Annotated in this window: 16 protein-coding genes, 1 pseudogene and 1 riboswitch; of the genes and pseudogenes, 9 read left to right on the forward strand and 8 right to left on the reverse strand. The window is 61.9% G+C overall.

Annotated elements, in window-relative coordinates; translation table 11 throughout:
• Nucleotides 1-46: 46 nt before the first annotated feature.
• The 5 genes from NKI72_RS19935 to NKI72_RS19955 are packed head-to-tail and all read right to left on the reverse strand — an operon-like array spanning nt 47 to nt 4,595.
• Nucleotides 47-586, reverse strand: coding sequence for a hypothetical protein (locus NKI72_RS19935; RefSeq protein ID WP_352474461.1), 540 nt, complete (start codon nt 584-586; stop codon nt 47-49).
• A gap of 2 nt (nt 587-588) precedes the next feature.
• On the reverse strand, nt 589-1,797 hold the full coding sequence (locus tag NKI72_RS19940) for an agmatinase family protein (protein WP_352542649.1): 1,209 nt from the start codon (nt 1,795-1,797) through the stop codon (nt 589-591).
• A 10-nt stretch (nt 1,798-1,807) separates the two neighbouring features.
• On the reverse strand, nt 1,808-2,617 hold the full coding sequence (locus NKI72_RS19945) for an ATP-binding cassette domain-containing protein (RefSeq protein ID WP_352474463.1): 810 nt from the start codon (nt 2,615-2,617) through the stop codon (nt 1,808-1,810).
• A complete protein-coding gene (locus NKI72_RS19950) occupies nt 2,614-3,492 on the reverse strand; it encodes an ABC transporter permease (protein WP_352832870.1) in 879 nt (292 codons plus the stop codon). Before NKI72_RS19950 ends, NKI72_RS19945 begins: the two co-directional genes overlap by 4 nt.
• Nucleotides 3,493-3,530: 38 nt before the next feature.
• Nucleotides 3,531-4,595: a putative urea ABC transporter substrate-binding protein gene (locus NKI72_RS19955; RefSeq protein ID WP_352832696.1), complete on the reverse strand. Its 1,065-nt coding sequence runs from the start codon at nt 4,593-4,595 to the stop codon at nt 3,531-3,533.
• Between the two features lie 101 nt (nt 4,596-4,696).
• Nucleotides 4,697-4,812: riboswitch (guanidine-I (ykkC/yxkD leader) on the reverse strand.
• A gap of 381 nt (nt 4,813-5,193) precedes the next feature.
• Between NKI72_RS19955 and NKI72_RS19960 the strand changes: the two genes are divergently transcribed.
• The 7 genes from NKI72_RS19960 (at nt 5,194) to NKI72_RS19990 (ending at nt 10,708) form a co-directional block, all read left to right on the forward strand.
• Complete coding sequence (locus NKI72_RS19960; protein WP_352832693.1) at nt 5,194-5,835, forward strand: NADPH-dependent F420 reductase; 642 nt, start codon at nt 5,194-5,196, stop codon at nt 5,833-5,835.
• The gene (locus NKI72_RS19965; RefSeq protein ID WP_352832691.1) at nt 5,832-7,331 is read left to right on the forward strand and encodes an aldehyde dehydrogenase family protein; all 1,500 of its coding nucleotides are present in this window, start codon (nt 5,832-5,834) and stop codon (nt 7,329-7,331) included. The genes NKI72_RS19960 and NKI72_RS19965 overlap by 4 nt, the downstream gene beginning before the upstream one ends.
• Nucleotides 7,328-8,098, forward strand: coding sequence for a type 1 glutamine amidotransferase domain-containing protein (locus tag NKI72_RS19970; RefSeq protein ID WP_352850602.1), 771 nt, complete (start codon nt 7,328-7,330; stop codon nt 8,096-8,098). The genes NKI72_RS19965 and NKI72_RS19970 overlap by 4 nt, the downstream gene beginning before the upstream one ends.
• A gap of 144 nt (nt 8,099-8,242) precedes the next feature.
• Complete coding sequence (locus tag NKI72_RS19975; RefSeq protein ID WP_352832687.1) at nt 8,243-8,587, forward strand: hypothetical protein; 345 nt, start codon at nt 8,243-8,245, stop codon at nt 8,585-8,587.
• A 75-nt stretch (nt 8,588-8,662) separates the two neighbouring features.
• On the forward strand, nt 8,663-9,457 hold the full coding sequence (locus tag NKI72_RS19980; RefSeq protein WP_352832685.1) for a helix-turn-helix domain-containing protein: 795 nt from the start codon (nt 8,663-8,665) through the stop codon (nt 9,455-9,457).
• 151 nt (nt 9,458-9,608) lie between these two features.
• Nucleotides 9,609-9,713 carry a YdeI/OmpD-associated family protein gene (locus NKI72_RS19985; RefSeq protein WP_352832683.1) on the forward strand — a complete coding sequence of 35 codons (105 nt, stop codon included), beginning with the start codon at nt 9,609-9,611 and terminating at the stop codon, nt 9,711-9,713.
• 185 nt (nt 9,714-9,898) lie between these two features.
• Entirely contained in the window at nt 9,899-10,708 is an 810-nt protein-coding gene (locus NKI72_RS19990) for an MBL fold metallo-hydrolase (protein WP_352700318.1), read from the forward strand.
• Nucleotides 10,709-10,868: 160 nt separating this feature from the next.
• On the opposite strand, the gene NKI72_RS19995 is transcribed toward NKI72_RS19990, so the two are convergent.
• Nucleotides 10,869-11,738 (reverse strand): LysR family transcriptional regulator, encoded by an 870-nt coding sequence (locus NKI72_RS19995; protein ID WP_352832680.1) that lies wholly within the window; start codon nt 11,736-11,738, stop codon nt 10,869-10,871.
• Nucleotides 11,739-11,973: 235 nt separating this feature from the next.
• Here NKI72_RS19995 and NKI72_RS20000 point away from each other — a divergent pair, with 235 nt between their 5' ends.
• Together NKI72_RS20000 and NKI72_RS20005 are read left to right on the forward strand one after the other, a co-directional pair.
• The gene (locus NKI72_RS20000) at nt 11,974-12,129 is read left to right on the forward strand and encodes a YjiS-like domain-containing protein (RefSeq protein WP_156937304.1); all 156 of its coding nucleotides are present in this window, start codon (nt 11,974-11,976) and stop codon (nt 12,127-12,129) included.
• Nucleotides 12,130-12,242: 113 nt separating this feature from the next.
• Nucleotides 12,243-13,139, forward strand: a complete 897-nt coding sequence (locus tag NKI72_RS20005; RefSeq protein ID WP_502908965.1) for an aldo/keto reductase — start codon at nt 12,243-12,245, stop codon at nt 13,137-13,139.
• Between the two features lie 159 nt (nt 13,140-13,298).
• Here the strand turns inward: NKI72_RS20005 and NKI72_RS20010 are convergent, their stop codons facing one another.
• Nucleotides 13,299-14,846, reverse strand: coding sequence for a calcium-binding protein (locus NKI72_RS20010; RefSeq protein WP_352850604.1), 1,548 nt, complete (start codon nt 14,844-14,846; stop codon nt 13,299-13,301).
• Between the two features lie 989 nt (nt 14,847-15,835).
• Nucleotides 15,836-16,219 (reverse strand): annotated as a pseudogene (locus tag NKI72_RS20015) (hypothetical protein); the annotation flags it as partial.

Here is a 16,219-nt window from a genome sequence, read left to right on the forward strand (position 1 = left end):
GTTCTGGACCTGTTTGATAGGGGTGCGATCGGTTCAAGGCCGGTGCTCATTGTCCGGCCCCTGGCATGGTGAATTGTGCGGCGCCGGACCTGTCGGCCAGAAGTCGGGCCTCGCCGAAGTCAAGGGGCGTTTGTGCCTTGCCGTTATGGTAGACGAAGGCCAGGCGGCGCCGGCGCGACGTCAGTTTCGCGGGCAGCGGGTGATAGGTGACGCCGGCGCCGCCAATCAGCGGCATGACGGCGCCGACATCGACCATGTCCTGCGTCTCGACGCGCAGAAGATGCAGCCGCACGCCGTCGGCGGTCTCGCCGACGAACGGAATCCCGGCGAGGCGCAGGAAACTGGATGGGTCGGGCGCCCGCGAAAACCCTTCGAGAAACGCGATCTCGACGAGATCGAGATCGGTCGCCCGCGCGTCGGCGGGTTCGGGCGCATGGTCGTGCGGTAGATGCGGTGTCTGCCATTGCAACGGCTTGCCGGCCGGCCCGTTGTGGCCGACGGGGTGGGGATGGTGATGATGACCGTTCGGCCCGTGATGGTGGCCGTCGCCATGATCATGGCTGTGGTGGTGATGATCATCGTGCATGGTCAAAAGCTCGTCGGCTTGTCGATGATGGATTTGTGTTTGCCGAGATTGCCGTGCGCGACCATCGAGCCGAGCGCCTCGACGACAACCCGCACGCCAAACAGCGCCGTGATGTCTGACGTGTCGTAGGGCGGCGACACCTCGACCACTTCCAGTCCGCAGATGCCGGGCGCCGACACTAGCCCGAGCAGCTTCAGTGCCTCGCGCGGCAGGAAGCCACCGGGCTCCGGCCAGCCCGTACCCGGCACGAAACCGCAATCGATGCTGTCGACATCGAAGGAGATGTATACGGCGTCGGTGTCCTTCCATGCGATCTCGAGCGCGATCTCGGCCGCCTTCTCCAGCCCCATCTGTTCGATATCGGAGATCGTCAGCACGTTGGTTCCGCGCTTTCTCGCCTCGGCCACGCCGTAGCGGGGCACCTGCCAGCCGCCGATACCGAGCTGCACCAGATTGGTGGCCGAGACGTTCGGCAGGTTGGTCGCCCAATACCAGGGCGTCGTGTGCATACGTTCGTCGAGATCCTTTTCCTGGATGTCGATGTGGCGGTCGAAATGGATAATGCCGATTCGCTTGGAGGTCACGTCGGCGATGCCGCGCACGCACGGAAACCCGATCGAATGGTCGCCGCCGAGCATGATCGGCAGCGCGCCGGACGAGGCGACATGGCTGACGCCCTTGGTGATCTGGTCGAAGCTCTTTTCGAGATTGGCGGGGATGGTGAAGACGTCGCCGGCGTCGCAAAGCGTCATCTGCTCGCGCAGGTCGACACCGAGCTCGTAATTGTAAGGCGTGTAAAGCGCCGAGATGCGGCGCATGCCTTGCGGCCCGAAGCGGGTTCCGGGCCGGTAAGTGGTGCCGCTGTCGAAAGGAATGCCCATGACGGCAGCGTCATATCTGCCGACATCGCGGACGTTCTCGACATAGGGCGCCTTGAGGAAGGTGTTGATGCCGGCGAAGTGCGGCAACTCGCCTCGCGCGAATGTCGGGATCGACTTGTCGATGATCGAATCCGATCCGGGCAGGCCCATGTCGAGTGCCCATTTCTGTTCCTTGCGCCAGCCGTCCTCGGGCAGCTTTCCTTCCGCCTCGATAGACTTCCAGCCCTGCATGTCGCGGATCTCGAAGTTCGGATGGTGGAAGCGTTGGCGTGGCTGGTGGTCGGTGAGCCCGGCGCGACGATGCCGGCGTTCTGGACTATCTCTGTGCATGAAACCTCCTTCACGACGCCGTCGTCGCGATTGCGCTATCCAGTCGGGTCGTCCCGACCATCGCGGCCACTTCGGCCACGTCTCGTGCGGAAGCCCGGTGCTTGCGGTCGAGCTTCAGATCGTAGGTGATCGTCGCGCCATAGGCGGACGGGAACTGGGGGTCGTGGCGCACCTTGTCGAAGACCAGCACGCGGGTGCCGAGCTTGAATGCCTCGCCGATATCGTGGGTGACCATGACCACGGTCATGCCGTGCTCGGTCCAGAGCTCGGTGAGCAGCTCATGCATCTCGATGCGAATACCGGGATCGAGTGCGCCGAACGGCTCGTCGAGAAGCAGGATCTGCGGCCGGCCGAGCAAGGTCTGCGCGATCGCCAGCCGCTGCTGCATGCCGCCAGAAAGCATGGCCGGATAGAGGTCGCGCGCATGGCCAAGCCCGACCCGTTCCAGCATGGTTTCGGCTTCTTGCCTGGCGCTTGTGCGCCTGGCGCCGAAGACGCGGCCGAACGGTCCGCCCGAACGGAAGTCCTCGACCAGCAGCAAGTTCTGCAACGCGGTCAGATGCGGAAACACGGAATAGCGCTGGAAGACGATGCCGCGCTGCGGCGTCGGCTCCGGCACGATCGGCTGGTCGCCGACGACGACCACGCCGCCACTTTGCTGTTCCTGGCCAAGCAGGATGCGCAGGAACGTCGATTTTCCACAACCGCTGGCGCCAACCAGCGACAGGAATTCACCCGCTTCGGCGGAGACGTTGACCCGTTCCAGCACGCGGGCGTCGCCGTAGCTCTTCTCCAGCCTATGGACGAGGATCCGGCTCATCTGGTCCGCACCGGATGCGCCCAAGGCGAGATAATGTGAGAGAGCCGCACGAGCAGCCAGTCGGTCATTACCGCAAGCAGCGTGATCCAGGCGACGTAAGGCAGGATGACGTCCATCGATAGGTAGCGACGAACGAGGAAGATGCGGTAGCCGAGCCCCTCGGTGGAGGCGATGGCTTCTGCCGCGATCAGGAACAGCCAGGCCGGCCCAAGCGCCAGCCGTACGCAAGTGATGAGGCGCGGCATGACCTGTGGCAGCACCAGCCTGAGCACCATGGTCCAGCTGTTGCCGCCGAGCGTCTGTGCCTTGGCGACGAGCTCCGGCGGCAATTCCATCACCCGGTTGGCGATATCGCGCACCATGACCGGTGCGACGCCGAGAGCGATCAAGGTGATCTTGGCCGTTTCGCCGAGGCCGAGCGCAATGAACAGGATCGGCAGCAGCGCCAGTGGCGGGATGACGCAGACAACTGTGACCAAGGGCAGCAGAAAGGCCCTGACGCGCGGGATGAAACCTATGGCGACGCCGAGGCTGAGCGCCACCAGCGTGGCCATGCCGACGCCGGCGAACAGCCTGATCAGGCTGGCATAGGTGTCGGCCCACAGGATCAGGTCGCCGGAGCGCTTGTCCGGCACTGTCGCCAGGTCTGAAAAGGCCGACCACATCTGTGCAGGGGAGGGCAGCAGCTTGTCGCTGGGATTGACCGCCAGCCTTTGCGCCGAAGCGAAGAGATAGGCAATCGCCACGGCGGCAAACGGCAGCGTCCCAAGCAGCAGCGCTCCGCCGCGCGAGACCGTCGCGTTGATGAGGCGAAGCCGCGCTTTCGGCCTGCTAAGTTGCAGGCGCGCGACTTCGGGGCCTGCTGCGGCCTGCATGATGCCGGTTCCTCTGGCTAGCATGTCGCGCTCCCGCGTCAGAGCGTTCCGCCCGCTGCCTCTGCCATAAAGGCCGGATCGAAGCGCAGCTTGACGTTGTTGACGTCGCCCAGCGTCGAGCCGTCGGGGAAGCTCATGCCGATCACGTCGACGCTCGGCGCGTTGGTACCAAGAATGCCGTGGCTGAACAGGAAGTTGCGCACCAGATCCATGGTCTTCGGCAGTTCGGCGCCGTTGGTGAATGCGACCGCCTTGGCCGGCTCGAAGAACATCGCCGTTGATGCAAGCTGAGCGTCGAAACCGGCAAGATCCGTCCCCGACGCCTTGGCCATCTCTTCCTTGGCCGCCTTGCCTTCGGGCGTGCCCGACGTCATCAGCGCCATGGCTTCATACCATGCACCGACAAGCGCCTTGCCCAAGGCCGGATTGTCCTTCAGCGTCGCGGTGTTGACGACCATCATGTCGATGATCTCGCCGGGGATCTCAGTCGAATCAAATACCTTGTGGGCGCCCGGCATGGCAGCGATTTCCGAGACCAGCGGATTCCAGGTGACGACGGAGGTGACGTCGCTGGTACCGTAGGCAGCGACCATGTCGGCATCGGAGGTGTTCACCACCGTAATGTCCTTTTCGGCCAACCCCACCGTCTCTAGCGCGCGCGCAAGTAGGTAATGTGAGACGGAAAGCTCGACGAGATTGACCTTCTGGCCGGCAATATCCTTGAGTGCGGTCTTGTTCTTGAGGATGACCGCGTCGTTGCCGTTGGAGAAATCGCCGACGATCAAGGCCGTCGTTTCGACACCGCCGCCGGCCGGGATCGAAAGCGCATCCATGTTGGTCATCGAACAGCCGTCAAAGCCGCCGGCCGTGTACTGGTTGATGCTCTCGACATAGTCGTTGATGCGGGTGATCTCGACATTGATGCCGTATTTGTCGGCCCACTTCTTCATGATGCCGCTGTCGGAAAGATAGCCCCACGGCATCCAGCCGACATAGATCGACCAGCAAATCTTGAAGTCTTTCTTGGGCGCCGCTTGCGCGGCTGAGATGAAGGGGAGGCTGAGTGATGCGGCTAGGATGATTGTGGCCAGTTTGCGAAGCATTACATACCCCTGTTTGCGATCCGGATTGCGTCCGAACGTCTGTTGGGGGGTTCACGGAGCGCGCATCCGGGAGAGGTTCGCGCCAGCAAACCCGTGCAGGGTTCTCCCGGGATTTTGGCCCGCCGTGTTCCGCCAGATGCCTCAATGCATCTCAAGCGGTCGCGTCTCTTGGACCAGCACCGTGATCGACACGGCCGGAACCCTAGACGCTCTGCACGTGAATAACGAAGCAAGGGGCGTGCCAGTCCGGAAAGCCGTCCTGAGGCGGCCTTTCCCCGGATTTGCAGGCAATCGCGTTATGCTGATGCCACAAAAGTCATCGCAACGCCGACGGATTAGGCAAGGAAAATCTAGCGTCAACCAATATGAACAGGCTTGTGCCCTGGGGACCTCCGCTGATCGCACCCTGCTCTATGGTCGCCCACACATACATGCCCAATAGGGACACGTTCGGGAAGGGCGCGAGCGCGCGGCGGATCCGGATGCCAATTGGCGCCGAGCCATGTGACGAGTGCGCCCGATCGTGCAAGGGCAATTCGTGAAATAAGCGCGACTGCAATGATGCTAGGCAAGCCCGATCGCGTGTCGGGAGGCAGTTGTGAAAGTTGCGATCATCGGACCAGGCTCGCTCGGGAAGGCCTTGGCGAAATGTCTTGGCCTCGCCGGGCACGAAATTCGCCTCAGCTTCAGTCGTGACGAAGGCAAGTTGCGCGCAATCGCGGCAACCCTCCGTGTTGGCTTCGGTGCTCCTGACGAAGTAGCGAGATGGGCCGACGTAATTGCCCTGGCGACGCCATGGCCGGCTCTCGAGCTGGCGATGGACGCGCTTGGCGATTTGTCGGGCAAGATCGTCTGGGACAATACCAATGCAGTCGCGCCTGACCTTTCCACGATGCTGCTAGGCACTACTACGTCTGTAGGCGAGGAGGTTCAGAGGCGCGCGCGGGGCGCCCTTGTCGTCAAGTGCATTCCGACCTTTGCCGAATTGCTTGACAGGGATGATCCGCGTCCCAACGGCGATCCGGTGACGAGCTATGTCGCCGGCAATGATGCAGATGCCAAGGCGGCGGTTTGCCGGCTTCTCGCCGATCTGCCGACAATGCCGGTCGATGTCGGCGATCTCACGGCCTCGCGCCTGATCGAGCCGATGATGCTGCTATTGGTCCAGCTCGCCTATCGGCGCGGGATGGGGCCGACAATTTCCTTCAATCTCATTCGACAGGACGGAACCGGTTCATGACTGATTATCTACCCGCGCGGCGCAAGGCGATTCCAGTAGGACGTCTGCTGATCGATGGCCAATGGCGCGATGCCGTCAGCGGCGAGACTTCGACGACTTTTGATCCGACCACGGAGGCGGCGATCACCGATATTGCGAAGGCGGACGTCACCGACACGAGCGACGCCGTCGCGGCCGCGCAGCGGGCTTTCGAGCAAGGACCCTGGGCGCGGATGCATCATGAGGAGCGCGCCAAGATCCTGTTTCGCATCGCCGATCTAATGGACGAGCGGGCCGAGGATTTCGCGGTGCGCGAGGCGATGGATATGGGTATGCCCTATCGCGATTTCCGCGATATCATCATGCCGCACTGCTCAGGACTGTTCCGCTTTCATGGCGGGCTCGCCATGAGCGCGATGGACGGCGCCTGTCGTACCAGCTACGATCCAAATATCAGGATCCTGACGCGGCGCGAGCCGCTCGGCGTGGTCGCTGCGATCACCCCGTTCAATTTTCCCCTCGCGCTGTCCTGTTCGAAAATCGCGCCGGCACTCGCGGCGGGTAACACGGTCGTTCACAAGCCTGCGACCGACACGCCCCTGACGGCCCTCGCCTTGGCGCAAGTGATCCTCGACGCGGGAGTGCCGCCAGGCGTTTACAATCTCGTCACCGGCCCGGGCGGCACCATCGGCGACGCGCTGGTCAACGATGCCCGCGTCGGCAAGATCGCCTTTACCGGGTCGACCACCGTCGGCCAGGGCATCATGCGCAACGGTGCCGGGACGATGAAACACCTGACCATGGAGCTCGGCGGCAAGAGTCCCAATATCGTTTTCGCCGATGCCGATATCGATGTCGCGATACAGGCAGCCTTCTGGGGCATCTTCTGGAACAAGGGCGAAGTCTGCGTCGCCGGATCGCGCCTGCTGGTTGAACGCGCCTGCTATGACGAGGCCGTCGAGAAGCTGAGCGCCATGGCGAAGTCGGCGACACTCGGCGATCCGCTGGACCCTGCGACGATGATCGGGCCGATCGCATCGCGGGGCGAGTATGACAAGGTCTTGAGCTATGTCGAAGAGGGCAAGCGCACCGCGCGACTGGCCGCGGGCGGCGGCACCCGCCAGGTCAACGGCAAGGGCCTCTTCATCGAGCCGACCATCTTCGCCGATGCGACCAACGACCTAAGGATATCGCGCGAAGAGATTTTCGGTCCTGTCCTGCCGGTGATTCCATTCGACAGCGAGGAGGACGCGATCCGGATCGCCAACGATACGAGCTACGGGCTCGCCTCGGGCATCCAGACCAGCGATCTCGGCCGCGCCTTGCGGCTCGCCGACCGGATCAAGGCAGGCACGGTCTGGCTGAACTGCTGGCACAAGTACCATCCTAATGCGCCGTTCGGAGGTTTCAAGATGAGCGGCTATGGCCGCGAGCAGGGCCGCGAGGCGTGGGAAAGCTACACCCAATACAAGACGATTTGGGCGAATCTTGGCGAACCAGTCGAGATGGCGCGATGAGCGTGCGCGATTCCAACCCACTCGACCCGCGGCATCCCAAACGCATCGCGATGGTCCTTTCCAACCCGGCTGTGTCGATCACCACCGGCTGGCCGGTCGGGTTTTGGTGGAGCGAGTTGACCCATCCCTGGCTCGTCTTCACCGAGCGCGGATACGAAGTCGCGATCTTCTCGCCTGAGGGCAACAAATGCGAGGCGGATGCATTGAGCGACCCGCGCGATCCGTCCGGCTATTCGGATACGGATCTGATCTCGCTCGGTTTCCTGTCGACGCCGAAACTGGCGGTGCTGGTGGAGACGACCCGGCCCATCGCAGAGCTGTCGGTCGACGCGTTCGACGCGATCGTCGTCGCTGGCGGCCAAGCGCCGATGTTCACCTTCCAAGGTGCGACTGAGTTGCAGCGGCTGTTCGTCGCCTTTTTCGCGGCCGGCAAGGTCGCGGCTGCCTTGTGTCATGGCGTCGCGCTGCTGCGTTACGCGCGCCTCTCAACCGGCGAGCTGCTGGCCAAAGGGCGCACTGTTACGGGGTTCGCCAATGTCGAGGAGGACTTCGCCGACAATGCCGTCTGGGAGATGGGCGCGCTGCCGCACGGTACGCATCTGATGCCATGGCGGATCGAGGATGAGATGCGTGCGCTCGGCGCGAACTATATTCAGGCCGGGCTGTGGCGCGATTTTGCCGTGCGCGACGGCAATTTGATCACCGGCCAGCAGAACTTCTCCGGAGCGGCGACCGCCCGTCTTGTCATCGAGGCGCTCGGTGGCTGAGGACCAAGGCCGCTCCTGTCGGTGAAGTTCGGGAGTCAAACTCGCCGTCAGGACGGCGATGCCAAACGACATCGGCCCAATAGGATCCGGAGCCCGTCCAAGAACTCCACTTCAAACAACCACTATCAGCAGCGAGGATGAACCATGGCCGTAGTGACGACACTTGATATTGCCGGCCTGACGGCCGAAGATTATAGCCGCATCCTCGATCGGATCGGCGTGGAGAAACGGCCCGCTGGCGGCATCTATCAGCACATCGCGCATGCCACCGACGATGGTTATCGCATCATCGAGATATGGGACGACAAGGCAGGCCTGGAGCTCTTCTTGCAGGACACATTGTTTCCCGCCGCACAGGAACTGCAAATTCAGCGTGAAATGACCATTATGACCCAGACACTGCACAACATCTTTGTGCCCCGGATTGGTGAACTGACTGCCCTGGCAAATGATGCGCCTGGTGGACCAGTCAAACGGGCAAAAGTGTAGGCATCAAGGATCGAGGATGCGGCGATCGATCATCGAAGTCCCGGAGGAACTTGCGTCCGGACGCCCGGTACAACGATGGTGACCGCGGCAAGTGCAAAGAGGTTGTTCTTTCCTGCCGGCGACTATCGCCATGCGCCGGCCGGAGTCGTTCAGCTGCGTGTGGTTCGCAGCGGTTCATCCTATGCAGAGATCGATCTTGGCCGCGGGCTGCGGCGCGTCTTCACCCGCCCCGGCGACCTGCTGCTCAGTCTTCCCGAGCGTGCCACGCGGTTCAAGATCGAGGAGCCGCGAGAGCTGACGATGATCACCGTTGACTCCGCGCTGGCGTCAAGGCTCCTGGTATCCGCAGGCGGGACCCCCGAGGACCTGGTAATCCTGACCGATCGACCGATACGCGATTCGCTGGTGGCCGAGTTGTGCCGACGCCTCGAAGGCGACCCGCCAGTTAACCCGATCGTCCGCGAATGGACGCTGGGCCTGGTTTTCGCGAACCTGCTCCGTCTCGGGCATGCACGCCAGCGGCAGCAGAAGTCTCCGGTCCTAACCTCGCAGCGGTTCGACCGGGTCCTCGCTGCGATTGACGGCGATCTGGAAAAGGGGGTGTCGATCGACCATCTTGCCGGAATCGCGGGAATACCACGACGCGCCTTCACCGCCGCCTTTCGCGAGGCGACGCAATTGCCGGTACATCAATTCATTTTACGCCGCCGCGTTGATCGCGCGGTCGAGCTTTTGGAAAATAGCAATCTGCCGCTGGCCGAGATTGCTCAGCACGCGGGTTTCACTCACCAGGCCCATATGAATCGCGTCGTGACCCGATTGAAAGGGCTGTCGCCAGGCCGGCTGCGGTCTCGCAGGCGCGACGGCTGACTTGTGATCTATTCCAGCATCGAATGGCGGAGATGTGAGTTGCTGAAACGTCCGTTGGCTAAGATGCCCGACAGTTTGCGTGCAGAGCTCGAGGCCGCAAATCTGATAACTGCTTTCGAGCAACGGCCTCCCTATCAGCGCAAATGATTACTTGCATTGGATCGAGCGCGCCCGTCACCCGGAAACACGCCGAAAGCGCATAAATCAGATGATTGACGAGCTTACGAAGGGAGGAATCTACATGGGAATGCAATAAGAGTTGGCATCGCCGCGAAGCTAGCAGATCCGTCAACGATCATCTTCCGATCCGTGGCCTATCGAGATCGGGTGCTTTCCGCATTGATCTTCATCGATTTCCCCACGTTTTTGCGCAGAGGATGCAGAGAGCCAAATAGTGACAATCGAACCTATCCTCCATTTTCGTTTGCGGCAGGTGGCCATATGATCGTGACATCGCAAACTAATAACGTGCTCGGCAGCACGTCGGGAAGGTGGCGCGTCTGGTCGCTCTCGGACGGTTACATCGAGATGCCGGCGGACCTTCTGCGGGACCCGCAGGATAATCCGGTGCCGCAAGCTGCGTTGGCAGGGGCGCTTCGCCTGTCTGTCAATTGCTTCGCCCTCGCAGGTCCAGGCGTTGACGGCGTTCTGATCGACAGCGGAGGAGGGGGCTGGGCCCCGACAGTGGGGCGTCTTGAGCAGGCCATGGCGGAAGCCAAGATCGACCCGGCTTCGATCACGGTCTTGGCGCTCACCCACGCCCATCAGGATCATGTGCACGGACTTTTGACCCCCGACGGCCGAGTGCTCTTTCCAAACTTGAAGGCGATCGTAATTCCCGAAGCGGCTGTGCAGAGCTTTTTCGCTTACGCGCACCTTGCGCAGTTCCGGCCCCTGCTGAAGCCTGTCCAGAATGGCGACCAGGTGGGTGAGCGATTGAGGGCGGTCGCCTTGCCCGGTCATGCTGCCGGTCATACCGGCTACACGTTCGACACGGACGAGGACCGTTTCCTATTCTTCGGGGACATCGTTCATGTGCCGGCCTTGCAGTTCGGCAATCCCGCGTTCAGTTGGGGCTATGACGACGATCAGCTGACCGCGCGCGCAACCCGCCTAAAGGTTTTCAGTGACGCGGCCGAGGCGGGGACGTGGATCGCCGGCGCGCACCTTGGCTGGCCGGGCATCGGTCGCGTGGTGCGTAAGGGCGAAGCATACGGCTATGAGCCGGCAGGAGGACGAGTGACCGGATAGGCGGCCCCGTGCTGGTCGGTTTATACCGCTCTCTTCGCCCAAGGCAAGGATCTCGACGAGCAGCGCCCCGCACTCCGGCGTCCTCAACGGCGGCGGTACCATCGTCCGGCCCACCAAAATATCTGATTCTTGATCCACTGGCGGCCGATCTGCCTGAGGCTTACCGGATCGGCGTCTCGCCGCGAAACAGTGGCTGGTGCGCCCGCATCAAGGCGGCGATCCGGTCGGCGACTTTCCGTACCGGCGGAGAGTGACGTTCCTCGTGATGGGTGACGATCCATTGGTCGGTTTCAAGTTCGGGGATAGGCTGAGCAACGCGAACCAGCCGCGGATCGCCGTCACCGACGAAGCACGGAAAGACCGAAAGGCCGGCGCCGGCGGCCACCAGTTCGCGCACCGAATGGGTGTTGTTGCCGCGTACGGCGATGCGGTCGCCGTGATGGGCTTGCAGCCAGCGCGCCGAGGCAATGTTTGCGCCTTCACCGGTGACGCCGACGAACAATCCGGCGGCGGTGCCGTTGATCAGGTGACGTCCGGAATAAATGGCGTGGGCGACCTTGCCGCTCTGACGGCCGGCCAGCCACTGCTCGGTCGGGCGCTCGCTGCGGATGCCGATGTCGGCGGCACGGCGGCCGATGTCGACCCGGTCGGTGGTGGTGACAAGCTCTACCCTTATGCCGTCATCGACCGTCCAGATATCGCCGATATGGGCGGAAACGAAGGCCGAGGTCCATGGCCCGGCCGAGACGCGGACAATGCGGTCGGGCAGGTTTCCCTCGCGCCAGCGGGTCAGCGACTGCATTGCCGCCTCGACGTCTTCGGCGCGCCGCAGCAGTTCCTCGCCGACCGGGGTCAGCCGGTAGCCGGTCTGCTGGCGCACGAATAGAGGTTCGCCGATCTGCTTTTCGAGCGCGGTGACGCGTCGTCCAAGGGTGGCTGCGCTGAGGCGCGTGGTTCCCGTCGCTGCGCTCAAGCCACCCAGCCGCGCAACGTCGAGAAACAACCTCAGATCGTCCCAGCCGATATCCATTTTGCAGAAATGAAAAACTCCTTGCGACCGTGGCTGTAGCGCAAAGCGGGCATCGTGCGCAAGTATGCAGGCATTGGAGGCGTTGGACAATCCTGCCTGGCGGGACAGGGACAAGCGCCTCGGCTGGCCAAGAAGCGAACTGAACCCTTTCGATCGCGCATGCGATTGGCGCAGAGGTTTTGCGCTTCCGACCAACCCAGGCGCGCAGGCATTCTGCGTACCAAAGGAGACGATCATGTTGGATGAACTTCGATACCGTTTCGCCCGCTGGATTGCCTATCGCCAGACGCTTGCGAGTTTGAGGCAGGCCCGGGACAGCACACTGGCGGATGCCGGCATTTCTCGCGAAGAGATCCGCGAGCGTGCCCGCCACGCCAGCTTGCGTCGTTGAGGAGCCGGGCATGCAGATGATGATGCTTTGGGATGGCCGCTCGGTACCGCGCATCGGAATCGGCACCTGGGCGGCGGGTGGCCCCGCGCGTTGGCGTGAGACGGCGACAATCTATGGCGAGGTCGACCTATGGCGAGGTCGACGATATCAGGTCGCAAGCCGCGCTGGCGATGGCTTATGAGATCGGCGCGCGGGTGTTCGACACGGCTGCCGCCTATGGCGCCGGCAATGCCGAACTGATCCTCGGGCGGGCGTTGAGGGGTAAGGACGAAGCCGTCATCGTCACCAAGGTCGGTTATTTCGGCGATCCCGAAACGCGCAAGATCGCACCCGAGGATGCCTCTGCCGCGGCAATCCGGACATCGATCGACAATTCGCGGCAGCGCCTGCAGCGGGATTGTATCGACGTCGTGCTGCTACATATCAACGAGTATCCGATCGAGCGCGCCGGCGAGGTGTTCGATACGCTCGGCCTGTTGCGCCAGGAGGGCAAGATCGGCGGCTTCGGCTGGAGCACCGATCACCGCGAACGGCTTGCCGTCTACGCGCCGCGCGAGGGGTTCGTCGCCGTAGAGAACGACTTCAATGTGTTTACCCCGGCGAACGAGCTGATGGCCGTTGCGGCGCGCGAGAACCTCGTCTCGTTCAGCCGGCTGCCGCTGGCAATGGGGCTGCTCACCGGCAAATACACGCCGGCCATGCGGCTGCCCACCAACGATGTGCGCGGCGGGAATGCCGAATGGATGGTGTTTTTCAGGGATGGCGCCGCCAACCCGGACTATCTGTCAAGGCTCTCGGCAATCCGCGACCTGCTCACCTCGGGCGGACGCACGCTTGCGCAAGGCGCGCTCGGCTGGATACTCGCCAAGTCGGCAATCGCCCTGCCGGTTCCCGGCTTCACGCGGCCCGAGCAGGTCGAGGACAATCTCGGTGCGCTGGAGAAAGGGCCGCTGCCGGCAACGGTGATGGCCGAGATCGACACAGTGCTGAAAATTGCCGAGACTTCGTAGGGTGTGGTGAATCCGGAATTCGCATTGGCGATAATGCGACCAACTTCGATCCCTCTGCTGTCTGCCGATATCGCATTTTTCTCAGTCAAGCTTCCGTGGCGCAATTGAACACGGACGGAGCGGCGGACACGCTCGAGTTGAAGGTCCGCCGCTCCGGTTTCAGATCAAGGAGTGATGCTGCAACGGGAGATGGGTAGCGAGCTGCGCTTGAGCTGCGCCGCCGACCGCGTCGCTGTCGAGAGAGAGCGACCCGGTTGAGCTGTCAAAGATGATGTGGTGGGAACCGTCATCTGTGGCCGTAACAGTAGGGGACGTATGCAATGAAAGCCCTCCCGACTTGAGGTCGGCAAGCGCGGAGTGGTCGAGCTGGACTTTGTCCTGAAGCTTGCTGAAGTCGAAGGCATCGTTGCCGTGACCGGATGTCAGGTCGGCGACGGCGCTCTTGTGGACACCGGCGCCGGCATTTTCGTTGCCCTGGAGCAGTTGGGCGAACCCGTGGCCGGTCAGGCTGGTTGCCGTTTTCTCGGATGGGCTGCTGGTCGCGGCAAGCTCCGAGCCGGACGAAAGCGCGGGGCTCAACGCGGCCAGCACCCGGTCAACGCTGCTGCCTCCCTTGTCGCCGGCAGTATCATGGCTGGTGTCGTTGCTGCCGAACAGATCGGTCAGAGCGTGAAAACCGCCGCGGTCGGAGGGGGAAGCGGCGGTCACAGTCGAACTGCCATCGCTTGCGATGGGGTGCGAAGGCGCCGTCGCGGTCGAGCTGCCATCGCTGGTGCTATCGCCGGTGGAAGGGGCGGTCGCAGTCGAGCTGCCATCGCTCGTGGTGGCGCCGGCGGCGGTCGCAGTCGAACTGCCATCGCTTGCGATGAGGTGCGAAGGCGCCGTCGCGGTCGAGCTGCCATCGCTGGTGCTATCGCCGGTGGCGGCATGGGAAGGCGCGGTCGCAGTCGAGCTGCTATCGCCGGTTGCGGCATGGGAAGGCGCAGTCACCGTCGAGCTGCTATCGCTGGTGGCGGCGTCGGACGCGGGCGCAGCAGCACTGTTGTCGCTGCTGGTGGTGTCTGAGGCCGCAGCGGTAGTGGTGTTGTGTTCCCGGAAAACGGCTTGCAGTTCCGAGGAGCTTTCAAGCGCGGTATCGCCGTTCTGCGTTCCCCACTTGTAGGTATAGTCGAAGGCGGGTGACGGAACCAGCTTGGCCCAATGATCCATCATGGTTTGCATCTGTTCGGTGGTGGGCATGACCTGTCTGCCGCCATCGGAAGTCTCCCAATTGCCGCCGCCAAAGGCCTGGAAGACCGGAACGATGTTGCTGATCGGGATGCCCGACTTCACCGCTGCAGCCACGGCTCGGTCGATCATGTCGTAGTCGACCGTGTCCGTTCCCGTGCGCACCGGATAGGGGTCTATTCCAAAATAGTCGATATGCGTGTTGGCCGGATTGTAGGTGTTGGTAAAATCCGGATTGGTAGGGGATCCCATATTCATCATGGTGACGAAGGTCTTGGCGCCTGGAAAATGCTCATGGATCCAGTCGGATTCCGCCTTCAGGTTCTCGGCGGTTGCATAGGTGCCCCACCTGCCCGTGGGATCGGGCTCGTCAACCAGATAGAATCCGAACACATTCGGATTGCCGAGGAAGGGGGTCATTTTCTCGATGAAGGATGAAGTTACGCCCTCGTGCTCGTTGAGGTACACCAGACCCTTCATGCCGTCCGGCAACGCGTCGACTTGCGAAGCGTACTGAACGTCAGCCAGATTGAAGCCGGCAGTTGCGATTTCGGTGGCGGATCCACCCGACGTATAATGCAGAGTTGCCATCCAATATTCCTTTTTCTGATTTCGATAGCGCCCGGCGTCTACCTACAGACGGCGTATATTAGCGCAAATCACATACAGACACCCGTCGATAGAATCATTGACCGTTTGTAGGAATGCTGCACGGATTGTGACTTATTTTGACAGCAGCGACTTAGGACAAGATGCTTATTGTCTTCTGATGTCAGAATGATGCCAGAATTGCGACTTTATTTTGAAGGCGCTGTAGTTTTTGAAGTTCCTCGATATTTTTATAATGGCTATACATTTATAGATTTTAATGCGTTAGACGTCAACTTTCGTACGGAAATTCAAAATGACGTTAACCTCTGACTCCGGGCCCCTCCACAGTTTCACTGCCCAACCAATTAGCTGTGGACAATTCGTAGGCATCTGCGCGCTCGTCACCTGGTATCGGTCGGCAGATCTCCGTGATCGAAATCAAATCAATTTAGGAAACCTCCCAAAAGGTGAGAGTAGGGCTGGTTCCCAGCTGGAGAGCCTGAGGGCCTTGGCCGCCTGAGCACCGTCATGTGTCCGCCGCTCCGCGAAACACGGGGGCTGCGCGGCGGCCACGCCCACGGCACCGCAATACCACGCCATTTTGCTGAACTTGACGCACACAACTCGAACCCGCTGGGTGACGAAGGTTGAGCATCAGCCAGAAATGGGCATCCCGCTTTGGAAAAATCCGGTGCTTGAACAAAGATAAAGCGGCGGACCGTCTCGAATTGAAGGTCCGCCGTTCCGGGTCGTTCAGATCACAAGGAACGAACCTGCCGTAAGCGACAGACCTGGAGAGAGAGTGGCGAACTGTATTTGAGCTGCGCCACCGATCCCGTCGCTGTCGAAAGAGAGCGCCCCGGTTGAGCTGTTGTAGATTATATGGTCGGAGCTGTCATGCGCAGCCGTGCCAGCAAAGAAAGCATCGGATGAAAGGCCGCCCAACTTAAGCCCGGCAAAAACGGCGTCGTCGAGCTGGATCTTGTCCTGGAGCTATTGAAGTCGGTGACCTTGTCGATATTGCCGGCTCCAAGAGCGCTGTTGAACACGAAGGCATCATTGCCTCCGTTACCGGTCAAGATGTCGGCACCGCCGCCACCATTGATGATGTTCGCGCCGGCGTTGCCCTGGATGGTCTGGCTGAACTCGTTGCCGCTGAGGTTCATCGCCGTCGTGTCGGATGGATACCTTGCAGCGAGAAGCTCGATCTGGGAGCCCGTCGAAAGCGCATGGCTCACTGAAGTGATCACCCTATCGGCGCC

Source organism: Mesorhizobium sp. M0437 (assembly GCF_040321335.1).
Taxonomy (GTDB): Bacteria; Pseudomonadota; Alphaproteobacteria; order Rhizobiales; family Rhizobiaceae; genus Mesorhizobium.